The 17,237-nt window shown below is 71.0% G+C and carries 18 protein-coding genes; 10 read left to right on the plus strand and 8 right to left on the minus strand.

Translation table 11 applies throughout. The features are described from left to right. Positions 1-33: 33 nt before the first annotated feature. Both ACLJOU_RS23670 and ACLJOU_RS23675 read right to left on the minus strand, forming a co-directional pair. A complete protein-coding gene (locus ACLJOU_RS23670; RefSeq protein WP_410569971.1) occupies positions 34-999 on the minus strand; it encodes a COX15/CtaA family protein in 966 nt (321 codons plus the stop codon). A 113-nt stretch (positions 1,000-1,112) separates the two neighbouring features. Beyond that, the gene (locus ACLJOU_RS23675; protein WP_410569972.1) at positions 1,113-1,403 is read right to left on the minus strand and encodes a hypothetical protein; all 291 of its coding nucleotides are present in this window, start codon (positions 1,401-1,403) and stop codon (positions 1,113-1,115) included. A 113-nt stretch (positions 1,404-1,516) separates the two neighbouring features. Here ACLJOU_RS23675 and ACLJOU_RS23680 point away from each other — a divergent pair, with 113 nt between their 5' ends. Beyond that, positions 1,517-2,431: a hypothetical protein gene (locus ACLJOU_RS23680; protein WP_410569974.1), complete on the plus strand. Its 915-nt coding sequence runs from the start codon at positions 1,517-1,519 to the stop codon at positions 2,429-2,431. On the opposite strand, the gene ACLJOU_RS23685 is transcribed toward ACLJOU_RS23680, so the two are convergent. The 3 genes from ACLJOU_RS23685 to mptB are packed head-to-tail and all read right to left on the minus strand — an operon-like array spanning position 2,424 to position 5,788. Beyond that, positions 2,424-3,206 carry an ABC transporter permease gene (locus ACLJOU_RS23685; protein ID WP_410569975.1) on the minus strand — a complete coding sequence of 261 codons (783 nt, stop codon included), beginning with the start codon at positions 3,204-3,206 and terminating at the stop codon, positions 2,424-2,426. The two genes, ACLJOU_RS23680 and ACLJOU_RS23685, sit on opposite strands and share 8 nt — an antisense overlap. Next, positions 3,203-4,129: an ABC transporter ATP-binding protein gene (locus ACLJOU_RS23690; protein WP_410569977.1), complete on the minus strand. Its 927-nt coding sequence runs from the start codon at positions 4,127-4,129 to the stop codon at positions 3,203-3,205. The genes ACLJOU_RS23685 and ACLJOU_RS23690 overlap by 4 nt, the downstream gene beginning before the upstream one ends. Positions 4,130-4,135: 6 nt before the next feature. Further along, positions 4,136-5,788 carry a polyprenol phosphomannose-dependent alpha 1,6 mannosyltransferase MptB gene (gene mptB / locus ACLJOU_RS23695; RefSeq protein WP_410570289.1) on the minus strand — a complete coding sequence of 551 codons (1,653 nt, stop codon included), beginning with the start codon at positions 5,786-5,788 and terminating at the stop codon, positions 4,136-4,138. A gap of 139 nt (positions 5,789-5,927) precedes the next feature. Here mptB and ACLJOU_RS23700 point away from each other — a divergent pair, with 139 nt between their 5' ends. The 7 genes from ACLJOU_RS23700 to ACLJOU_RS23730 are packed head-to-tail and all read left to right on the plus strand — an operon-like array spanning position 5,928 to position 12,353. Next, the gene (locus ACLJOU_RS23700) at positions 5,928-6,728 is read left to right on the plus strand and encodes a helix-turn-helix transcriptional regulator (protein WP_410570290.1); all 801 of its coding nucleotides are present in this window, start codon (positions 5,928-5,930) and stop codon (positions 6,726-6,728) included. Next, complete coding sequence (gene sufB, locus ACLJOU_RS23705) at positions 6,725-8,173, plus strand: Fe-S cluster assembly protein SufB (protein ID WP_410569978.1); 1,449 nt, start codon at positions 6,725-6,727, stop codon at positions 8,171-8,173. Before ACLJOU_RS23700 ends, sufB begins: the two co-directional genes overlap by 4 nt. Before the next feature lie 2 nt (positions 8,174-8,175). Next, the gene (sufD, locus tag ACLJOU_RS23710; RefSeq protein WP_410569980.1) at positions 8,176-9,348 is read left to right on the plus strand and encodes a Fe-S cluster assembly protein SufD; all 1,173 of its coding nucleotides are present in this window, start codon (positions 8,176-8,178) and stop codon (positions 9,346-9,348) included. 29 nt (positions 9,349-9,377) lie between these two features. Then, the gene (gene sufC / locus ACLJOU_RS23715) at positions 9,378-10,148 is read left to right on the plus strand and encodes a Fe-S cluster assembly ATPase SufC (RefSeq protein ID WP_378190717.1); all 771 of its coding nucleotides are present in this window, start codon (positions 9,378-9,380) and stop codon (positions 10,146-10,148) included. Positions 10,149-10,186: 38 nt separating this feature from the next. After that, positions 10,187-11,515 carry a cysteine desulfurase gene (locus tag ACLJOU_RS23720; protein WP_410569981.1) on the plus strand — a complete coding sequence of 443 codons (1,329 nt, stop codon included), beginning with the start codon at positions 10,187-10,189 and terminating at the stop codon, positions 11,513-11,515. Further along, the gene (sufU, locus tag ACLJOU_RS23725) at positions 11,512-11,961 is read left to right on the plus strand and encodes a Fe-S cluster assembly sulfur transfer protein SufU (RefSeq protein ID WP_410569983.1); all 450 of its coding nucleotides are present in this window, start codon (positions 11,512-11,514) and stop codon (positions 11,959-11,961) included. The genes ACLJOU_RS23720 and sufU overlap by 4 nt, the downstream gene beginning before the upstream one ends. After that, on the plus strand, positions 11,958-12,353 hold the full coding sequence (locus ACLJOU_RS23730; protein ID WP_410569985.1) for a metal-sulfur cluster assembly factor: 396 nt from the start codon (positions 11,958-11,960) through the stop codon (positions 12,351-12,353). The genes sufU and ACLJOU_RS23730 overlap by 4 nt, the downstream gene beginning before the upstream one ends. Here ACLJOU_RS23730 and ACLJOU_RS23735 read toward each other — a convergent pair. Beyond that, positions 12,343-13,140 (minus strand): DUF4184 family protein, encoded by a 798-nt coding sequence (locus ACLJOU_RS23735; RefSeq protein ID WP_410569987.1) that lies wholly within the window; start codon positions 13,138-13,140, stop codon positions 12,343-12,345. The genes ACLJOU_RS23730 and ACLJOU_RS23735 overlap by 11 nt on opposite strands. A 17-nt stretch (positions 13,141-13,157) precedes the next feature. Here ACLJOU_RS23735 and ACLJOU_RS23740 point away from each other — a divergent pair, with 17 nt between their 5' ends. Further along, positions 13,158-13,490 (plus strand): YnfA family protein, encoded by a 333-nt coding sequence (locus ACLJOU_RS23740; protein WP_410569988.1) that lies wholly within the window; start codon positions 13,158-13,160, stop codon positions 13,488-13,490. Between the two features lie 59 nt (positions 13,491-13,549). On the opposite strand, the gene ACLJOU_RS23745 is transcribed toward ACLJOU_RS23740, so the two are convergent. Then, positions 13,550-15,496 carry an ABC1 kinase family protein gene (locus ACLJOU_RS23745; RefSeq protein ID WP_410569990.1) on the minus strand — a complete coding sequence of 649 codons (1,947 nt, stop codon included), beginning with the start codon at positions 15,494-15,496 and terminating at the stop codon, positions 13,550-13,552. Between the two features lie 183 nt (positions 15,497-15,679). On the opposite strand from ACLJOU_RS23745, the gene ACLJOU_RS23750 reads away from it, so the two are divergent. Next, positions 15,680-16,219, plus strand: a complete 540-nt coding sequence (locus tag ACLJOU_RS23750; protein ID WP_410569992.1) for a snapalysin family zinc-dependent metalloprotease — start codon at positions 15,680-15,682, stop codon at positions 16,217-16,219. Here the strand turns inward: ACLJOU_RS23750 and ACLJOU_RS23755 are convergent. Continuing rightward, positions 16,213-17,145, minus strand: coding sequence for a DMT family transporter (locus ACLJOU_RS23755; protein ID WP_410569993.1), 933 nt, complete (start codon positions 17,143-17,145; stop codon positions 16,213-16,215). The genes ACLJOU_RS23750 and ACLJOU_RS23755 overlap by 7 nt on opposite strands. Positions 17,146-17,237: the final 92 nt, after the last annotated feature.

Raw genomic sequence — 17,237 nt, forward strand, 5'->3', positions numbered from 1 at the left:
CCACGCCGACGCCGAGTGAAGCCGGCGTTGACTTCAGGCTGCGGTGAGTTCGCGCGGCGCCGCGGTCAGCGATGTCACCGGGCCGCGGTCGCGGCTGCCCGTCCACAGGGTCGCCGTCGCGATGATGACCGCCATCGCGCCCAGGACGTGGAAGGACACCATCGCCTCCGGCACACCCAGCGCGTACTGCAGTGAACCGAGCCCGCCCTGCGCGACCGCGACCACCCAGACCGCCGTGTAGCGCCGCCAGAGGCTCTTCGGGGCGCCGACGCGCAGCAGCTGGAGGCCGAACACGGCGAGCAGCAACAGGTAGAGCACCAGCAGGCCGCCGTGGATCTGGGCGAGCGACTCGACCGGGGCGTCGAGGCGGTGGGTGTTGATGTCGCCGCTGTGCGGGCCGGCGCCGGTCACCGTCGTGCCCGCCGCCAGCACGAGCCACATCACGGCCGCGAGCAGGATGAGGATCGTGCGGCCGGCGGCGGGGACCAGCAGCCGCGGGGGCTCGTCGCCTTCGCGGAACGCGCGCAGCAGGAGGACGGCGAGCCAGACGAGCGGCGTCGTCGCGAGGAAGTGGATTGCGACGGTCCACCACTCGAGCTTCGCGAGCACGGTCAGCCCGCCGACGACGGCCTGCAGCACGACGCCGCCGGGCATCGTCCAGGCCAGCTTGACCAGGCGCTTGCGGCCCGGGTGGTCGATCTGCACGCGCCACGCGGTGACGACCGTGATGGCGGCGACGACGATGACGACGCCGGTGAGCAGCCGGTTGCCGAACTCGATCCACTGGTTGAGGGCGTCGATCCCGGAGTCGTGCTTCGGCACGAGGCTGCCGGCGACGCACTGCGGCCAGGTCGGGCAGCCGAGCCCGGACCCGGTGACGCGCACGATGGACCCGGTGACGCCGATCAGCGCCTGCGCGACGACGGCGGCGACCCCGACGGCCCGCTGCACGGCGGCGGAGGGAAACGGCAGACGGGCGACGAGGCTGGTGAACGGCACGGCATCGATGGTAGAGCGCGCGGGAAACGCGCTTTCGGCAGGTCCCGGCGCCCAGAATGCGAGGACCGCCGCAAGGGACCTAGGTCCTGACGGCGGAAATCGGTGTCGTCCGTTCAGCGGCGTTTCTTCGGCCCGCGTTCCGCGCCTTTCCCGCGCCCGCGCGGCCGATCCGGGACGACGTCGTCCCGCGGGTGCCCGGCCAGGAACGTCGCCACCGCGACGAGCGCGTTCAGCAGAGCCGCCATCGCCGCGCCGAAGGTCAGGACCGCGACGGTGAGCGATTCTCCGTTCAGCCACGCGCAAACGCAGGCTGCCGAACCCAGGGACACGACGGCCGCGCCGCCGAAGGTGACCAAAGTCCGCGCTCGGTCGGTTCGCGACGAAGATCGGTTCGACTTGGGCATCGGATACTTCCTTGTCCACCAGCGAAGCAGAAGAACCACGATGGCAGCGAACGTAAGATCATGTAAAAGTTCCGCTGTTACAGCGGTTTACAGTGCTTTTACAGCTCCTTACGATGGGCCTGACGCCCTCGGAGGAGGTGGCGCACGTGACGCCCGAAGAGCTGCTGGCGGCGACGCTCCGGAAGCTGCACCTCAAGGCGGGAAAACCGAGTACCCGGAAGATCGCCGGGGTGGTGGGCGGGGTGAGCCACACGACGGTCAACGAAATGCTCCGGGGCTCCCGGGTGCCGGCGTGGGACCTCGTCGAGCGGGTCGGCCGCTTCCTCGACGGCGACGAGGCCGAGTTGCGGGCGCTGTGGATGGCGACGCAGAAAACCCCGCTCCCGCGCGGAGAAGCGCACAACGATCTTTGGGACCCGGTCTACCTGGACCGCCTGGTCGTCACCTCGTTCGTCAGCGCGAAGGGGACGCGAGAGGTGCGGACGGCCGAGCGGTGGATCAGGGCCACGAGCGACGGAGTGGACCGCTTCCGCGTCAGGGCGGCGGCGCTCCAGGGGATCTCCCACGCCGGGAGCGGCCGGGTCACCGTGGAGCCGTACCTCAACTGCACGATCGGCAAGGTCAAGCCGGTCAAGATCTCCGAAGAAGGCGACGCGTTGCTCGTCGACGTGCTGCTGGCCGTTCCGCTCGACGAAGGGGAGTACGGGTTCTTCGCCACCCGGAGCCGCTACGAACACCCCGCTCGCTTCACCAGCTACACCGAAACCACGATCACCTGCCAAGGAGCTCGGGAAGTGCTAGTCAGGGCGCAGTTCTCGAGTGACAGCGTGCCCCGGAAGTGCTGGGAGTACGTGGGATCGTCCGAGATCGACATGCAGGAGGAGCCACCCGCGGGCTCACGCCGGATACGGACGGTTTCGTCTTCGAGGTACGTCGACTTGTCCGCCCGGAGCCTGCCGCCGGGGGCGAGGGTCGGGCTGGCGTGGAAGTGGGACCAGGAGAGCTTGCCGGGAGTGGTCGTCAGGTGAGCTTGGTCGTCCGCGAAGCCACCGCGCCCGCGACCACCGCCCAGACCGCCAACACCACCATCGGCCCGGGAGCGAACGTCCCGTCCACCAACGCGGCACGCATGCCTTCCGCCAAGGCTCCCGACGGCAGCAGTTCCACCACCCGCGCCAGTCCCGACGGCAGGGACGACGGTGCCAGCAGGATTCCGCCGGCCAGCAGCAACGCGAACCACACGATGTTCGCCAACGCCAGCACCGCTTCCGCCCGCAAGGCGCCACCCAGCAGGACGCCGAGCGCGCCGAACGCCAACGTCCCCAGCACGAGCAGCAGGACCGCCGACAGAAGACCGGACAGGGACGGCGACCACCCGAGGAACGCCGCCACCACGCCGATGATCACCGACTGCAGGACCACCACCACCAGGGCCGCCGCGAGGCGGCCGGCCACCAGCAGCCACCGCGGCAACGCCGTGGCCGAGAGGCGCTTCAGCACTCCGTAACGGCGGTCGAAGCCCAGGGCGATCGCCTGGCCGGTGAACGCCGACGACATCACCGCCAGCGCCAGGATCCGGGGCGTGATCCAGTCCACCCGGGGCACGGCGCCCAGCGAGGACGCCGGCAGGATGTCCAAAAGGGACAGCCCGATCAGCAGCGCCAGCGGGATGAGCAGCGTCAGCAGCACCTGCTCGCCGTGGCGCAGGGTCAGGCTGACCTCGACGCGTGCGTGCGTGCGCAGCATCCGGCCCAGCGAGCCGCGGCCGGGCGCCGGTGTGAAAGTCCCCGGAGCGAAAGTCATGCCCGCAGCTCCCGTCCGGTCAGCTCCAGGAAGACCTCTTCCAGGGTCCGCTTGCCGACCTGCAGTTCCTCCGGCAGCACGCCCTGCTGCGCGCACCACGCCGTGACCGTCGACACCACCTGCGGGTCCACCGATCCAACCACCGTGTACGTGCCCGGCGCCGACTCGCGCACTGCGTAGCCCTCCGGGAGCGCCGCCGCCAGCAGGGCCGTGTCGAGGCGGGTGCGGGCCTTGAACCGGAGCCCGGCCGCGCCGCTTTCGTCCGTCGTCAGTGACTGGGGCGCGCCCGACACGACCACCTTGCCGTGGTCCACGATCACCACCGTGTCGGCCAGCGCCTCGGCCTCCTCCATCAGGTGCGTGGTCAGCAGCACCGAGACGCCGTCGCGGCGCAACGCCGCCAGCAGGTCCCACACCAGGCGGCGGGCCTGCGGGTCCATGCCCGCCGTCGGCTCGTCGAGGAACACCAGCTCGGGCCGGCCGACCAGGGCGCACGCCAGGGAAAGCCGCTGCTGCTGGCCGCCGGAGAGGCGCTTGAACGGCGTCCGGCGCACCGAGGCCAGGCCGAGGACTTCGAGCAGCCACCCCTGGTCCAGGGGGGAAGCCGCGCACGAGGCCACCAGGCGCAGCATCTCGTCGGCGCGGACGCCGGGGTACGCGCCGCCGCCCTGGGGCATGATCCCGACGCGCGGGCGCAGCTGCGCCGACTCGCGGACCGGGTCGAGGCCGAGCACCCGCACCGTGCCCGCGTCAGCGCGCAGGAAGCCTTCGCAGACCTCGACGGTGGTGGTCTTGCCGGCCCCGTTCGGGCCGAGCAGGGCGAGCAGGCTGCCGCGCTCCATCCGCAGGTCGAGGCCGTCGACCGCGCGGGTGGAGCCGTAGCTTCTGACCAGCCCGCTGATCTCGACGGCAGGGACACTCACATCGGATCACGATACGGCGTCGACCGGCTCGGGCAGCCGCGGGGACGGCTTGGCGAGCAACACGGGCGCGAGCCGCCGCACGATCAGCATCCCGCTGCCGCAGACGACGATCGCCGCGACGTAGGCGAACGGCAGGACGTACGGGCGGCCGTCGAAGGTGCTGCCGGTCGGGGGGAGCAGGAACGGCAGGGCCGCGCTGATCACCGTCGCGGCGACGCGGAACCGGGACGTCCCGGCCGCGGCGGCCAACGGGATCACCGCCCACAGCACGTACCACGGCTGCAGGTTGATCTGCAGGATCATCACCGCGCCGAGGGCGACGCCGAGGCCGATGATGGGCCGGTAGCGCCACTTGAAGCTGTCCCAGAGGAACTTGAACGTGATGGCCAGCGCGACCGCGTAGCCGAGCACGCCGAGGATCGGCACCAGCGCGTCGGTGTGGTTGCCGAGCCCGAGCGCGATGCCGAGGACGCCGGAGAGGTTGGCCAGCTCGGCGGTGGGGGAGATCCAGGAGCGGACCAGGCCGGGGGTGTTGAACGTCGCCCCGAACCAGCCGAAGCCGAGGCCGGTGCCGAAGCAGACGGCGACCAGGACCACCCCGAACCACACGGCCATCGGCGCGCCGGCCAGGAACAGGTCCTTGAGCCTGCCGTGCCAGCGCCGCGCGACCATCACGGCGAAGAACGGCAGCGCGAACACCGCGGGCAGCTTGACCGCGACGCCGAGGGTGATGATCGCGACGCCGAGCCCGATGTAGAGCAGTTCGCCGCGCGCCAGCGGCGGCGGGGTGTCGCCCTTCACCCGGATCGGCAGCCGCCGGATGCCGACCTCGAGGCCGGCGAGCATCAGGCCGACGGCGAGCGCGTCGTTGTGGGCGCCGGCGACGAAGTGGAAGATCAGCAGCGGGTTGAGCGCGCCGAGCCACAGCGCGGTCGCGGGCTGGACGCCGAAGCGGCGGGCCAGCCGGGGCAACGCCCAGACGATCAGGACGACGCCGGCCAGCGCGAGCAGCCGCTGCAGCAGGACGCCGACGGCGATGCTGTTGCCGGCCAGCGGCGCCAGCCAGCCGCCGAGGCGCAGCACCACCGGCCCGTACGGCGCCGGCGTCTCGCGCCACATGTTCGACACGCCCGCGGTGAACGGGTCGGCGACGCCGAGGGCCTGCGCCGGGCCGAGGACGTACGGGTCCATCCCGCGGTGCACGATCTCGCTCTGGGCGAGGTAGCTGTAGACGTCGCGGGAGAACAGCGGCGGGATGACCAGCAGCGGCAGCACCCACAGCGCGATCGTGCGCGCCAGCTGGCCCTGCGACGCCAGGCGCGTGCGGCTGGGCTGGGCGAACCGGCCGAGCATCAGCCAGCTCAGCACCAGGATGCCCATGCCGGAGATGGCGATCGCGAGCGACACCGTCGGGATGCGGGTGAACAGCCGCAGCACCGGGATCTCCTGCACCGGGTTGATCACCGGCGCGGCGCCGGCGCCCAGGGAGCCGAGCGCGAGGAACAGGGAACCGACGGTGCCGAAGCGGCGGACGACGTTCAGCCCGCGCTGCTCGTCGGCCTCCAGGGGGAGCGGTGCGCGGGGGCGGACGGGGGACAGCGTCACCGGGTGGGTACTCCCGGTGGCGAGCCGTGCGACTTGCTGCTCCTGTTCACCCACTGCCACGCGTGCAGGGTATCGGCCCACCGGGCGAGTGAGTCGGGTCACTGCCGGACACCCCGCCTTTGCCGCCCGGGGGGAAATAAGACACACTTGTGTTGTGAAAAAGACGGAGGCGGGTGACCAGGCTGGCGGCGACATGCCCCGCGCCGCGCACCCGCACGTCCCGTCGCAGGTCAGCGCCGAGGGCAAGACCCGGCACGAGGTCGCCCGGCTGCTGCTGGAACAGGGTCCCATGACCGCCGTCGTGGTCGCCGAGCAGCTCGGGATCAGCCCCACCGCCGTCCGCCGGCACCTGGACGCGCTGGTCGCGGACGGCGAAGCCGAGACCCGGGACGCGCCGCGCCGCGGCCCCCGGGGCCGGGGCCGTCCCGCGAAGCTCTTCCTGCTGACCGAGCCCGGCCGCGCCCGGTTCGGGCACGCCTACGACGACCTGGCGGTCTCCGCGATCCGCTTCCTGGCCGAGCACGCCGGGGAGGACGCCGTCCGCGCCTTCGCCGAGCGGCGCATCGAGAAGCTGGTCGGCCCGCACCGCTCCGCGATCACCGCACCGGGTGATCCCGCGACGCGCGCGGAGGCCCTCGCGACCGCGCTGAGCAGGGAAGGCTACGCTGCGTCGACCCGTCAGGTCGGCGCTCCGGCAGCCGGTCGGAACGTCCCTGGCACCAGCCGCAATGTCGGAGCGCAGCTCTGCCAGCACCACTGTCCGGTCGCCCACGTCGCCGCGGAGTTCCCGCAGCTGTGCGAGGCCGAGACGGAGGCGTTCGCGAAGCTGCTGGGCACCCACGTCCAGCGGCTGGCGACCATCGCACGCGGGGACTCCGCGTGCACCACCCACGTACCCGTCACGGCGGGTCAGCCGGCCCATCCCGAGCCGGCGAGAACGGCGTCCCCCGAGGGGCGCACAGCACGGATCCCGAATGGAGGGAAACCCGCATGACTGCCGCTGCCGAGCAGCGCACTCCCACCACCGCGCCACTGAGCCAGGAAGAGACCATCGAGTCCCTTGGCAAGTACGCGTTCGGCTGGGCCGACTCCGACGAGGCGGGCGCCAGCGCCCGTCGCGGGCTGAACGAGGACGTCGTCACCGACATCTCCTCGAAGAAGTCCGAGCCGGAGTGGATGCGCGAAGCGCGACTCAAGGCGCTCAAGCTCTTCGAGAAGAAGCCCATGCCCAACTGGGGGGCCGACCTCTCCGGGATCGACTTCGAGAACATCAAGTACTTCGTGCGGTCCACGGAGAAGCAGGCCACCTCCTGGGAGGAACTGCCCGAGGACATCAAGAACACGTACGACAAGCTGGGCATCCCCGAGGCGGAGAAGCAGCGCCTCGTCGCCGGGGTCGCCGCGCAGTACGAGTCCGAGGTCGTCTACCACCAGATCCGCGAGGACCTGGAGGAGCAGGGCGTCCTGTTCCTGGACACCGACTCCGCGCTCAAGGAGCACCCGGAGCTGTTCCGGGAGTACTTCGGCTCGGTCATCCCGGCCGGGGACAACAAGTTCTCCGCGCTGAACACGGCGGTGTGGTCCGGCGGCTCGTTCATCTACGTGCCGAAGGGCGTGCACGTCGAGATCCCGCTGCAGGCCTACTTCCGGATCAACACCGAGAACATGGGCCAGTTCGAGCGCACCCTGATCATCGTCGACGAAGGTGCGTACGTGCACTACGTCGAGGGCTGCACGGCGCCGATCTACCAGTCCGACTCGCTGCACTCGGCGGTCGTGGAGATCATCGTCAAGAAGGGCGCCCGCTGCCGCTACACGACCATCCAGAACTGGTCGAACAACGTCTACAACCTGGTCACCAAGCGCGCCAAGTGCGAAGAGGGCGCGACCATGGAATGGATCGACGGCAACATCGGTTCCAAGGTGACGATGAAGTACCCGTCGGTGTTCCTCATGGGCGAGCACGCCAAGGGCGAGGTCCTGTCGGTCGCGTTCGCGGGCGAGGGCCAGCACCAGGACGCGGGCGCCAAGATGGAGCACCTCGCGCCGTACACGTCCTCGACCATCGTGTCGAAGTCGGTGGCGCGCGGCGGCGGCCGGACGTCCTACCGCGGCCTGGTCAAGGTCGCGAAGCGGGCGCACCACTCGCGCTCCAGCGTGGTCTGCGACGCGCTGCTGGTGGACACCATCTCGCGCTCGGACACGTACCCGTACGTGGACATCCGCAACGACGAGGTGTCCATGGGCCACGAGGCCACGGTGTCCAAGGTCAGCGAGGACCAGCTGTTCTACCTGATGTCGCGCGGCCTCGACGAGGCCGAGGCGATGGCGATGATCGTGCGCGGCTTCGTCGAGCCGATCGCCCGTGAGCTGCCGATGGAGTACGCGCTCGAGCTGAACCGCCTGATCGAGCTCCAGATGGAAGGGTCCGTCGGCTAGTCATGTCGGTTACCGAGAACAACGTTTCCGAAGCCCTTCGCGAGGGGGCCGTCATCCCGGCGGCCTCCCGCGCGGAGCGGTTCACTTCTTACGACGTCGAGGCCTTCGAGGTCCCCGGTGGCCGTGAGGAGAACTGGCGCTTCACGCCGATGAAGCGCCTTCGCGGCCTCCACGACGGCAGCGCGCCCGCCACCGGCGAGATCACCCTCGACGTCGACGCCGCCCCCGAGCTGGGCATCGTGACCGTCGGCCGCGACGACCCGCGGCTGGGCCAGGCCGGCGTCCCGAGCGACCGGATCGCCGCGCAGGCATACTCGGCGTTCACCAAGGCCACCGTCGTGACGGTGCCCAAGGAGACGAAGGCGTCGAAGCCGTCCGTGCTGCGGATCCAGGGTCCGGGGGAGGGCCAGGTCGCCTACGGTCACCTGCAGGTCCGCGCCGAGGCGTTCGCCGAGGCCGTCATCGTGCTCGACCACGTCGGCTCCGGCACCTACGCCGACAACGTCGAGTTCGTCATCGGCGACGGCGCCAAGGTCACCGTGGTCAGCGTCCAGGACTGGGCCGACGACGCCGTGCACGTCTCCGAGCAGCACCTGAAGCTGGGCCGCGACGCCGCGCTGCGGCACACCGTGATCACCCTGGGCGGCGACCTCGTCCGCATCTCGCCGACGGCGACGTTCGCGGACAAGGGCGGCGACGTCGAGATGCTCGGCGTCTACTTCGCCGACGCCGGCCAGCACCAGGAGCACCGGCTGTTCGTCGACCACGCGGTCCCGAACTGCCGCTCGCGCGTGATGTACAAGGGCGCCCTGCAGGGTGAAGCCGCGCACACGGTCTGGATCGGCGACGTCCTGATCCGCGCGGCCGCCGAGGCCACCGACACCTACGAGCTCAACCGCAACCTCGTGCTCACGCCGGGCGCGCGCGCGGACTCGGTGCCGAACCTCGAGATCGAGACCGGCGAGATCGAAGGCGCCGGCCACGCGAGCGCGACGGGAAGGTTCGACGACGAGCAGTTGTTCTACCTGCAGTCGCGCGGGATCGCCGAAGAAGCCGCCCGCCGGCTGGTCGTGCGCGGGTTCTTCCACGAGATCCTGGTCAAGATCGACGTCCCCGAGGTGCGCGAGCGCCTCGAAGCGGCGATCGAAGCCGAACTCGAAGCCGTTGGCGCCTGACCGCCCTCTCTGACTTAGGAAAACGAAGAATGGCAACGCTGGAAATCAAGGACCTGCACGCCTCGGTGACCACCGAGGAAGGCGCCAAGGAGATCCTCAAGGGCGTCAACCTGACGATCAAGTCGGGTGAAACGCACGCGATCATGGGCCCCAACGGCTCCGGCAAGTCCACCCTGTCCTACGCCATCGCCGGTCACCCCAAGTACCAGGTGACCTCCGGCGAGGTGCTGCTCGACGGCGAGAACGTGCTCGAGATGAGCGTGGACGAGCGCGCGCGGGCCGGCCTGTTCCTGGCCATGCAGTACCCGGTCGAGGTGCCGGGCGTGTCGATGTCCAACTTCCTCCGCACCGCGGCCACCGCGGTCCGTGGCGAGGCCCCCAAGCTGCGCCACTGGGTCAAGGAGGTCAAGGAGGAGATGGGCAAGCTCGAGATCTCGCAGGAGTTCGCCGAGCGCTCGGTCAACGAGGGCTTCTCCGGCGGCGAGAAGAAGCGCCACGAGATCCTGCAGCTGGCGCTGCTCAAGCCGAAGTTCGCCATCCTCGACGAGACCGACTCCGGCCTCGACGTCGACGCGCTGCGGATCGTCTCCGAGGGCGTCAACCAGTACAAGGCTTCGAGCGAGGTCGGCGTCATGCTGATCACGCACTACACCCGGATCCTGCGGCACATCACGCCGGACTTCGTGCACGTCTTCGCCGGCGGCAAGATCGTCGAGTCGGGCGGCAAGGAACTGGCGGACGAGCTCGAAGAGAACGGGTACGTCAAGTACACCGGCAAGACCGAGCCCGCCGCGGTCTGATCCGGTCCCCTACACCGAGATTGAGAGGAGTCGGCCCGATGACCACCACCTCGGCCAGCAGTGCTGATGCCGCCTCAGCTGAGAAGCGCGCTTCGGCGGGTCTGCCACTGGACGTGGCGGCCCTGAGGGCCGACTTCCCCATCCTGTCGCGCACCGTTCGTGACGGGAAACCCTTGGTGTACCTGGACTCCGGGGCGACTTCGCAACGCCCGACCGCGGTGTTCGAGGCCGAGCGCGAGTACGTGTTCACGTCGAACGCCGCCGTGCACCGCGGCGCGCACCAGCTGTCCGAAGAGGCGACGGACGCTTACGAGTCCGCCCGGGCGAAGATCGCCGAGTTCGTCGGCGCCGACCCCGAAGAGCTGGTGTTCACCAAGAACGCCACCGAGGGCATCAACCTCGTCGCGTACTCGATGAGCAACGCCGCCACGGCCGGTCCCGAGGCGGCGCGGTTCGTGGTCGGCCCGGGTGACGAGGTCGTCGTCACCGAGATGGAACACCACGCGAACCTCGTGCCGTGGCAGCAGCTGTGCCAGCGCACCGGCGCGACGCTGAAGTGGTTCAAGGTGACCGAAGACGGCCGCCTCGACCTGTCCGATGTGGACGAGCTGATCACGCCGCGCACGAAGGTGGTCGCGTTCGCGCACCAGTCCAACGTGCTCGGCACGGTCAACCCGGTCCCGCTGCTGGTCGGGAAGGCCAAGGCCGTCGGCGCGCTCACCGTGCTCGACGCCTGCCAGTCGGTGCCGCACTTCCCGGTGGACTTCCACGCCCTCGGCGTCGACTTCGCGGTGTTCTCCGGACACAAGATGCTCGGCCCGTCCGGCATCGGCGTCCTCTACGGCCGCTCCGAGCTGCTCGAAGCGATGCCGCCCTTCCTGACCGGCGGCTCGATGATCGAGATGGTCCGGATGGAGGGCTCCACCTTCGCGCCGCCGCCGCAGCGGTTCGAAGCGGGTGTCCCGATGACGTCGCAGGCCATCGGCCTCGGCGCGGCCGTCGACTACCTCTCGGCGATCGGCATGGACCGCGTCGCGGCGCACGAGAAGGAACTCGCCGCGGCCGCCCTCGAGGGCATCGGCGCCATTCCCGGCGTCCGGATCATCGGGCCGACGGACCTCGAAGACCGCGGCGCGACCGTGTCGTTCGTGATCGACGGCGTGCACCCGCACGACGCCGGCCAGGTGCTCGACAGCCTGGGCATCGCCGTGCGCGTCGGCCACCACTGCGCGTGGCCGCTGCACCGGGCCTGCAACGCGCAGGCGACCGTGCGCGCGTCGTTCTACCTGTACAACGAGCTGTCCGAAGTGGACGCCCTGGTGGCCGGGGTCCGCGAGGCGCAGAAGTTCTTCGGGGTGGCGCAGTGAACCTGGAGAGCATGTACCAGGAGATCATCCTGGACCACTACAAGAACCCGCACGGGCGCGGTCTGCGTGACCCGTTCGACGCCGAGTCGTTCCAGGTCAACCCGACCTGCGGCGACGAGGTGACGCTGCGGGTCAAGGTCGACGACGGCAAGGTCGCCGACGTCTCCTACGAGGGCCAGGGCTGCTCGATCAGCCAGGCCTCGACGTCGGTCTTGACGGATCTCGTCGTCGGCCACACGCTTGAGGAGGCGTTCACCACCATGGACGCCTTCGTGGAACTGATGCAGGGCAAGGGAAAGGTCGAGCCGGACGAGGACGTGCTGGAGGATGGGGTCGCCTTCGCGGGCGTCGCCAAGTACCCCGCCCGCGTGAAGTGCGCCCTCCTCGGCTGGATGGCTTTCAAGGACGCCGTCGCCCGGACGAGCAGTGGAGATGGACAGGCATGACCGAAGAAACCGCCACTCGTGAGGGGCGCACCGCCGCCGACCTCGACGCCGAGAGCACCGCGAAGCAGGACCTCGACCTCGCCAAGATCGAGGACGTCGAAGAGGCCATGCGCGACGTCGTCGACCCGGAGCTCGGGATCAACGTCGTCGACCTCGGCCTGGTCTACGACATCCGCGTCGAGCCGGACAACACGGCGACCCTCGACATGACGCTGACGTCCGCGGCCTGCCCGCTGACCGACGTCATCGAGGACCAGACCAACGCCGCGCTGACCTCCGGCGGCCTGGTCAAGGACTTCCGGATCAACTGGGTCTGGATGCCGCCGTGGGGCCCGGAGAAGATCACCGAGGACGGCCGCGAGCAGCTGCGCGCCCTCGGCTTCACCGTCTGAGTTCTTCCGCGTCGAACGGGTCACCCTCCGGGGTGGCCCGTTTCGCGTATAACGACCTATACCGCGCGTGCCAAGCCAGGGCATGGAGGACGAGCGCGCCCAGGAACCCGCTGCCGGCGCCGGTGACGACCAGGTAGGTCGCGTTGCCGAAGACGCCCGCGGGGGTCATCGGGTCGTGCCCGGCGAGGAAGGGCAGCACCTGCACCGCGGCGCCGGTGAGCGCGCCGACCGCCAGGAACGCCGTCACGAGCCCGCGGTGCCGGCTGGGCGGCGGGGCGGGCTCGGTGGGCGCCCGGCGGTACCAGCGGACGAGCCACCAGGCGAGCACGGCGGCGCCGGCGATCGTGCTGACCAGCTGGATCAGCCGTCCGACGTCGACGCCGGTGACGAGCGGGATCCGCAGGAAGGCGAACCCGCCGCTTTCGTGCGTGAAGGCGTCCCAGCCGACGTGCGTGAGCGCGCCGAGGACGAGCGACAGCGCGATCCACCCGGGCCGCCTCCAGCCGAAGTGGCGGGGGAGCCGTTCGGCCAGCGGCCGGGGCGCCAGCGCCAGCAGCGGCCGCTTCAGCAGCACGTGGAACCCGGCCAGCAGGACCAGGGCGATGAGCGGGTCGAGCCAGAGGGCCGACGCGAACTCGTGGGTCCTGCTCAGGCCGACGTCGGGCAGCAGCCGCGGGACGAACCAGAAGACGTCCGGTGCGATCGACCCCGCGACGAGCGCCGAGGGCACCAGCGGCCGCCTCGCCAGCGGCAGCACGGCGGCGGGATGACTCAACGTGAACGGCACGGAGTTAGTATCCCGGGGTGCTCCTGCGGTCGATCCTCCTGTTCCTGGCCGCGGCGGTGTGCGAGATCGGCGGCGCCTGGCTGATCTGGCAGGGCATCCGCGAACACCGCGGCCTGCTGTGGATCGGCGGCGGAGTGGTGGCCCTGGGCGTGTACGGCTTCGTGGCGACGCTCCAGCCGGACGCCCACTTCGGCCGCATCCTCGCCGCGTACGGCGGCGTGTTCGTCGCGGGGTCGCTGGGCTGGGGGGTGGTCGCGGACGGTTACCGGCCCGACCGGTACGACGTCCTCGGTGCGCTGCTGTGCCTGGCGGGGGTCGCGGTGATCATGTACGCGCCCCGGACGGGGTGACCCGGCGCTCATCGGAACGCCCGTCCGGACCGGACCCGTGCTCCCGCCGGCGCGCGGCCTCACCGGGCTGATCGGGACGCTCGTCCGGACCGCCGGAAGACGACGAAGAGCAGCCGCAGCCCCACCAGGGCGCTGATCACCAGCAGGTTGTAGCCGAACACCTGGTGCAGCGTCAGGTCGGCGGTGATGCGCGGGCCGCCCGAGCCGGTCAGCAGCAGCACCGCCATCAGGCCGGTCGCCGCGCCCGTGCAGGCCAGCAGGACCTCGTGGACCAGGCCGGTGACGACTTCGCGGTCGCGCTCGTCGGAGAACAGGCGGACGTTCACCGACAGCCTGCCCTCCTCGATCGCCGCGCCGATGCGGTCGAGGCGGCGGGGGATGCGGCGCAGCACCGGCAGCAGCGCCGTCAGCTCGCCGAGTGCCGTGCGGCCCAGCGGGCCCGGCCGGAGGCCGGCGCCGACCTGTTCGACGGCGAAGGCGCGGGACTCGGCGACGATGTCGAAGCCGGGGTCGAGCGCCGCCAGGGTGCCCTCGACGGTGGCCAGCGCGCGGAACACCGCGGCCACCGGCGGTGGCACGCTGAGCCGGAAGTCCGCGACCACGCGGAACAGGCCGGTGAACAGGTCGAGGTCCGGGGTCCGCCCGGGACCGAAGTGGCGGGCGACCAGGGCGCCGAGCGCGCGTTCCAGGCGCTGTTCGTCGATCTCGCCGGTGCGGTCGACGACCTCGAGGAGCCCGTCGCGCAGGCCGGCCGGGTCGCCGCGGTCCAGGGCGAGCAGCAGGTTCTGCAGGCCGCCGCGCAGCCCGGCGTCGAGCCGGCCGACCGAGCCGAAGTCGAGCAGGCCCAGGCGGCCGTCGCGCAGCAGCATGAGGTTGCCCGGGTGCGGGTCGGCGTGGAAGACGCCGCCGAGCATCACCTGGTCGAGCAGGCACCGCAGGAGCGAGCGCGCCAGCCGCTTGCGCTCTCCCGGCGGCAGGGCGTCCTTCGCCGTGGCCAGCGGCTTGCCGTCCAGGCGGGACATCACCAGCACACGCTCGGTGGAGAGTTCTTTGTGGACTTTCGGGAGCGCGACGTCCGGGGAGCCCGCGGCGGCGACGGCGGCGATGTTGCGGGCTTCGATGGTGAAGTCGAGTTCTTCGGCCAGCGCGCCGGCGAACCCGTCGGCCAGCTCGGCGACGCCGAGTGAGCGCGCCCAGTCCGCACGGTCCTCCAGCGCCGCGGCGACGCGCCGGAGGATGGCCGTGTCGCGCTCGGCCTGTTCCCGCACGCCCGGCCGCTGGACCTTGACCACGACGTCCTCGCCGCTGCGCAGCTTCGCGCGGTACACCTGCGCGACCGACGCGGCGGCCAGGGGCTCGGGGTCGAACTCGGCGAAGACGTCGTCGGGCGAGCCGCCGAGTTCTTCGGCCAACAGGGCCCACACGGCGTCCGCGCGGGCGGGCGCGACCTGGTCCTGGAGCCGGCCGAGCTCGTCGACGAACACCGGGGGCAGCAGGTCCGCGCGGGTGGAGAGCAGCTGGCCGAGCTTCACGAACGTCACCCCGCCCTCCTCCAGCGCACGGCGCAGGGACCGGGCGAGCTTGGCGTGACGTCCCGGCGCGAGGCCGGGTTCGCGGCGGCCGGTCAGGTAGCGGCCGAGGCCGTGCTTGACCGCGATCCGGCTGATCTGCGCGTACCGGCGGGTGCGGGCGAGCCGGCCCCGCAGCCGGCCGAACCCGATGCCGTGCGGCAGCGCCATCTCCGCGCCGAACAGGAAGATCAGCGTCGCGAGGAAGGCGCTGCCCGCCAACGGGATCAGCAGGCCGAGCGCCGCGCCGCCGTTGTGCAGCAGGGAAACGGGGAAGGCCTGCCCGATGCCGCCGGCGACGAGCCACCCGAACGCGGCGGCGCACAGGGCGCGCACGGCGCCGATCCGGACGCCGAGCACGCGCCGGGAGGCGGCGACGAGCGGCCACAGCACCAGCACGTACAGGGGGAGGGTCAGCAGGCCCAGCAAGATGTCCATCGGTTCCCTTTCGCCGGGACCGAGCAGATCACGCCGCCCGCGGCCGGCGGCTCACGCGGCGGCGGGAGGTGTCTCCCTCCCGCGGGGGAACGACTTTCGGCCGTGGCCGCGGTGGTGGTGGCCTTCTAACCTGATCGCGCGAACCACGGTGAAGTGCTCCCTGATTCGGACGAAGGAGACACGATGAACGGACGCGTGATCGGCCGGGTCGTGGCGTTGGCCACGGCCGTCGCGGCCCCGCTGGGCCTGGGGCTGGCCACCGCCCCCGCCGCCTCGGCGGCCGCGGTCACGACGCTGTACTACAGCTCGTCGGGCGCACCGGACTACCTGGCCCAGATCGACCAGGGCGCGGCCAACTGGAACGCGGCCGTCACGGACGTGAAGCTGGTCAAGCGCGACTCCAGCGCCACGATCGTGTTCCACGAGATCCACAGCGGCGGCTCGTACACGAACACGAACGGCCACGGCCGGGGCCAGATCTACCTGGACACGAGCCAGGTGGCGGAGGGCTACGACCCGACCCGCATCGCGGCCCACGAGCTGGGGCACAACCTCGGGCTGCCGGACCACTACAGCGGACCGTGCACGGAACTGATGTCGGGCCACGGCCCGGGAACGGCGTGCAAGAACGCGAAGCCGTCTTCGGCCGAGGCGGCGAAGGTGCAGTCGTTGTGGGTGAACGGGTTGGTGGCCGGGGCCGAGAGCCGCGCGGCTGCTTACTGATCGGTTCCGGGGTGGCCTCCGGTTCGGAGGTCACCCCGTTGCCGGCTAACGGCGTTCCCGGCCGAGGCTCGGCGCAGGCTCAGCGTCACCCCGGCGATGACGACCACGCCGCCGAGCAACTGCACCAGCGTGAGCTTCTCACCGGCCAGCACGACCGCCCACCCCAGCCCCGCCACCGGGACGATGTTCAGCAGGTTCACCGCGACGCTCGCCTCCAGCCGCCGGAGGCCGTGGTTGTAGAGCAGGAACGCCGCCACCGAACACAGCCCCGCCAAGAAGGCGATTCGCACTGCGGTTCCCCCGCTCGGCAGCCGCCACCGGTCCACTTCGGACAGTGACAGCAGCACGAACCCGCCCGCTCCGGCGAGCGTCTGGTAGTACGTCACCACGATCGGCGACGCGCCGGAGCCGTCGCGCCGGGCCAGGATGTTGTACGCCCCCCAGGCCACGCCGCCCGCGATCAGGAACACGTCGCCCCACAGTGAGTGGGCACCGGCGTCCCGGACCACCAGCCACACCCCCGCGCCCGCCACCAGCATCCCCGTCAGCCGGACCGGGGAAAACGCCGCGCGGCCCGACAGAACCAGCGTCAGGATGGGGTACGCGGCGACGATCAGCGTCGCGTCCGAAGCCGATGCCAGGTCGACGCCCACGTTCTCCAGCGCGAAGTACGCCGTGATCCCGAGCAGGCCCGCCCAGCCGATGAACAGCCGCTCCCGCGGGGCCGGCAGGCGACGGCGATCCGGACCCACGTGCACCACCACCCCCAGGATCGCCGCCGCCAGCACGAACCGCAGCGCGCCCAGCGTCATCGGCGGGATCTCCGCCAGCGCCACCTTGGTGACCGCGAACGAACTGCTCCAGATCAGGGCCGCGCCCAGGACGGCGGCCACGGAAAGTCTTGAGCGGGAGGAATCGGTGATCATGGGCGCCAACGTAGACAACAACCGGAGCCGCTCCGGAAAATGGCGTGCTAGATTCGGTAAATCTTAGTAAACGCCGAATAACTCGAGTCTAA

Origin of the sequence: Amycolatopsis sp. cmx-4-61 (genome assembly GCF_046548775.1) — a bacterium.
Taxonomy (GTDB): domain Bacteria; phylum Actinomycetota; class Actinomycetes; order Mycobacteriales; family Pseudonocardiaceae; genus Amycolatopsis.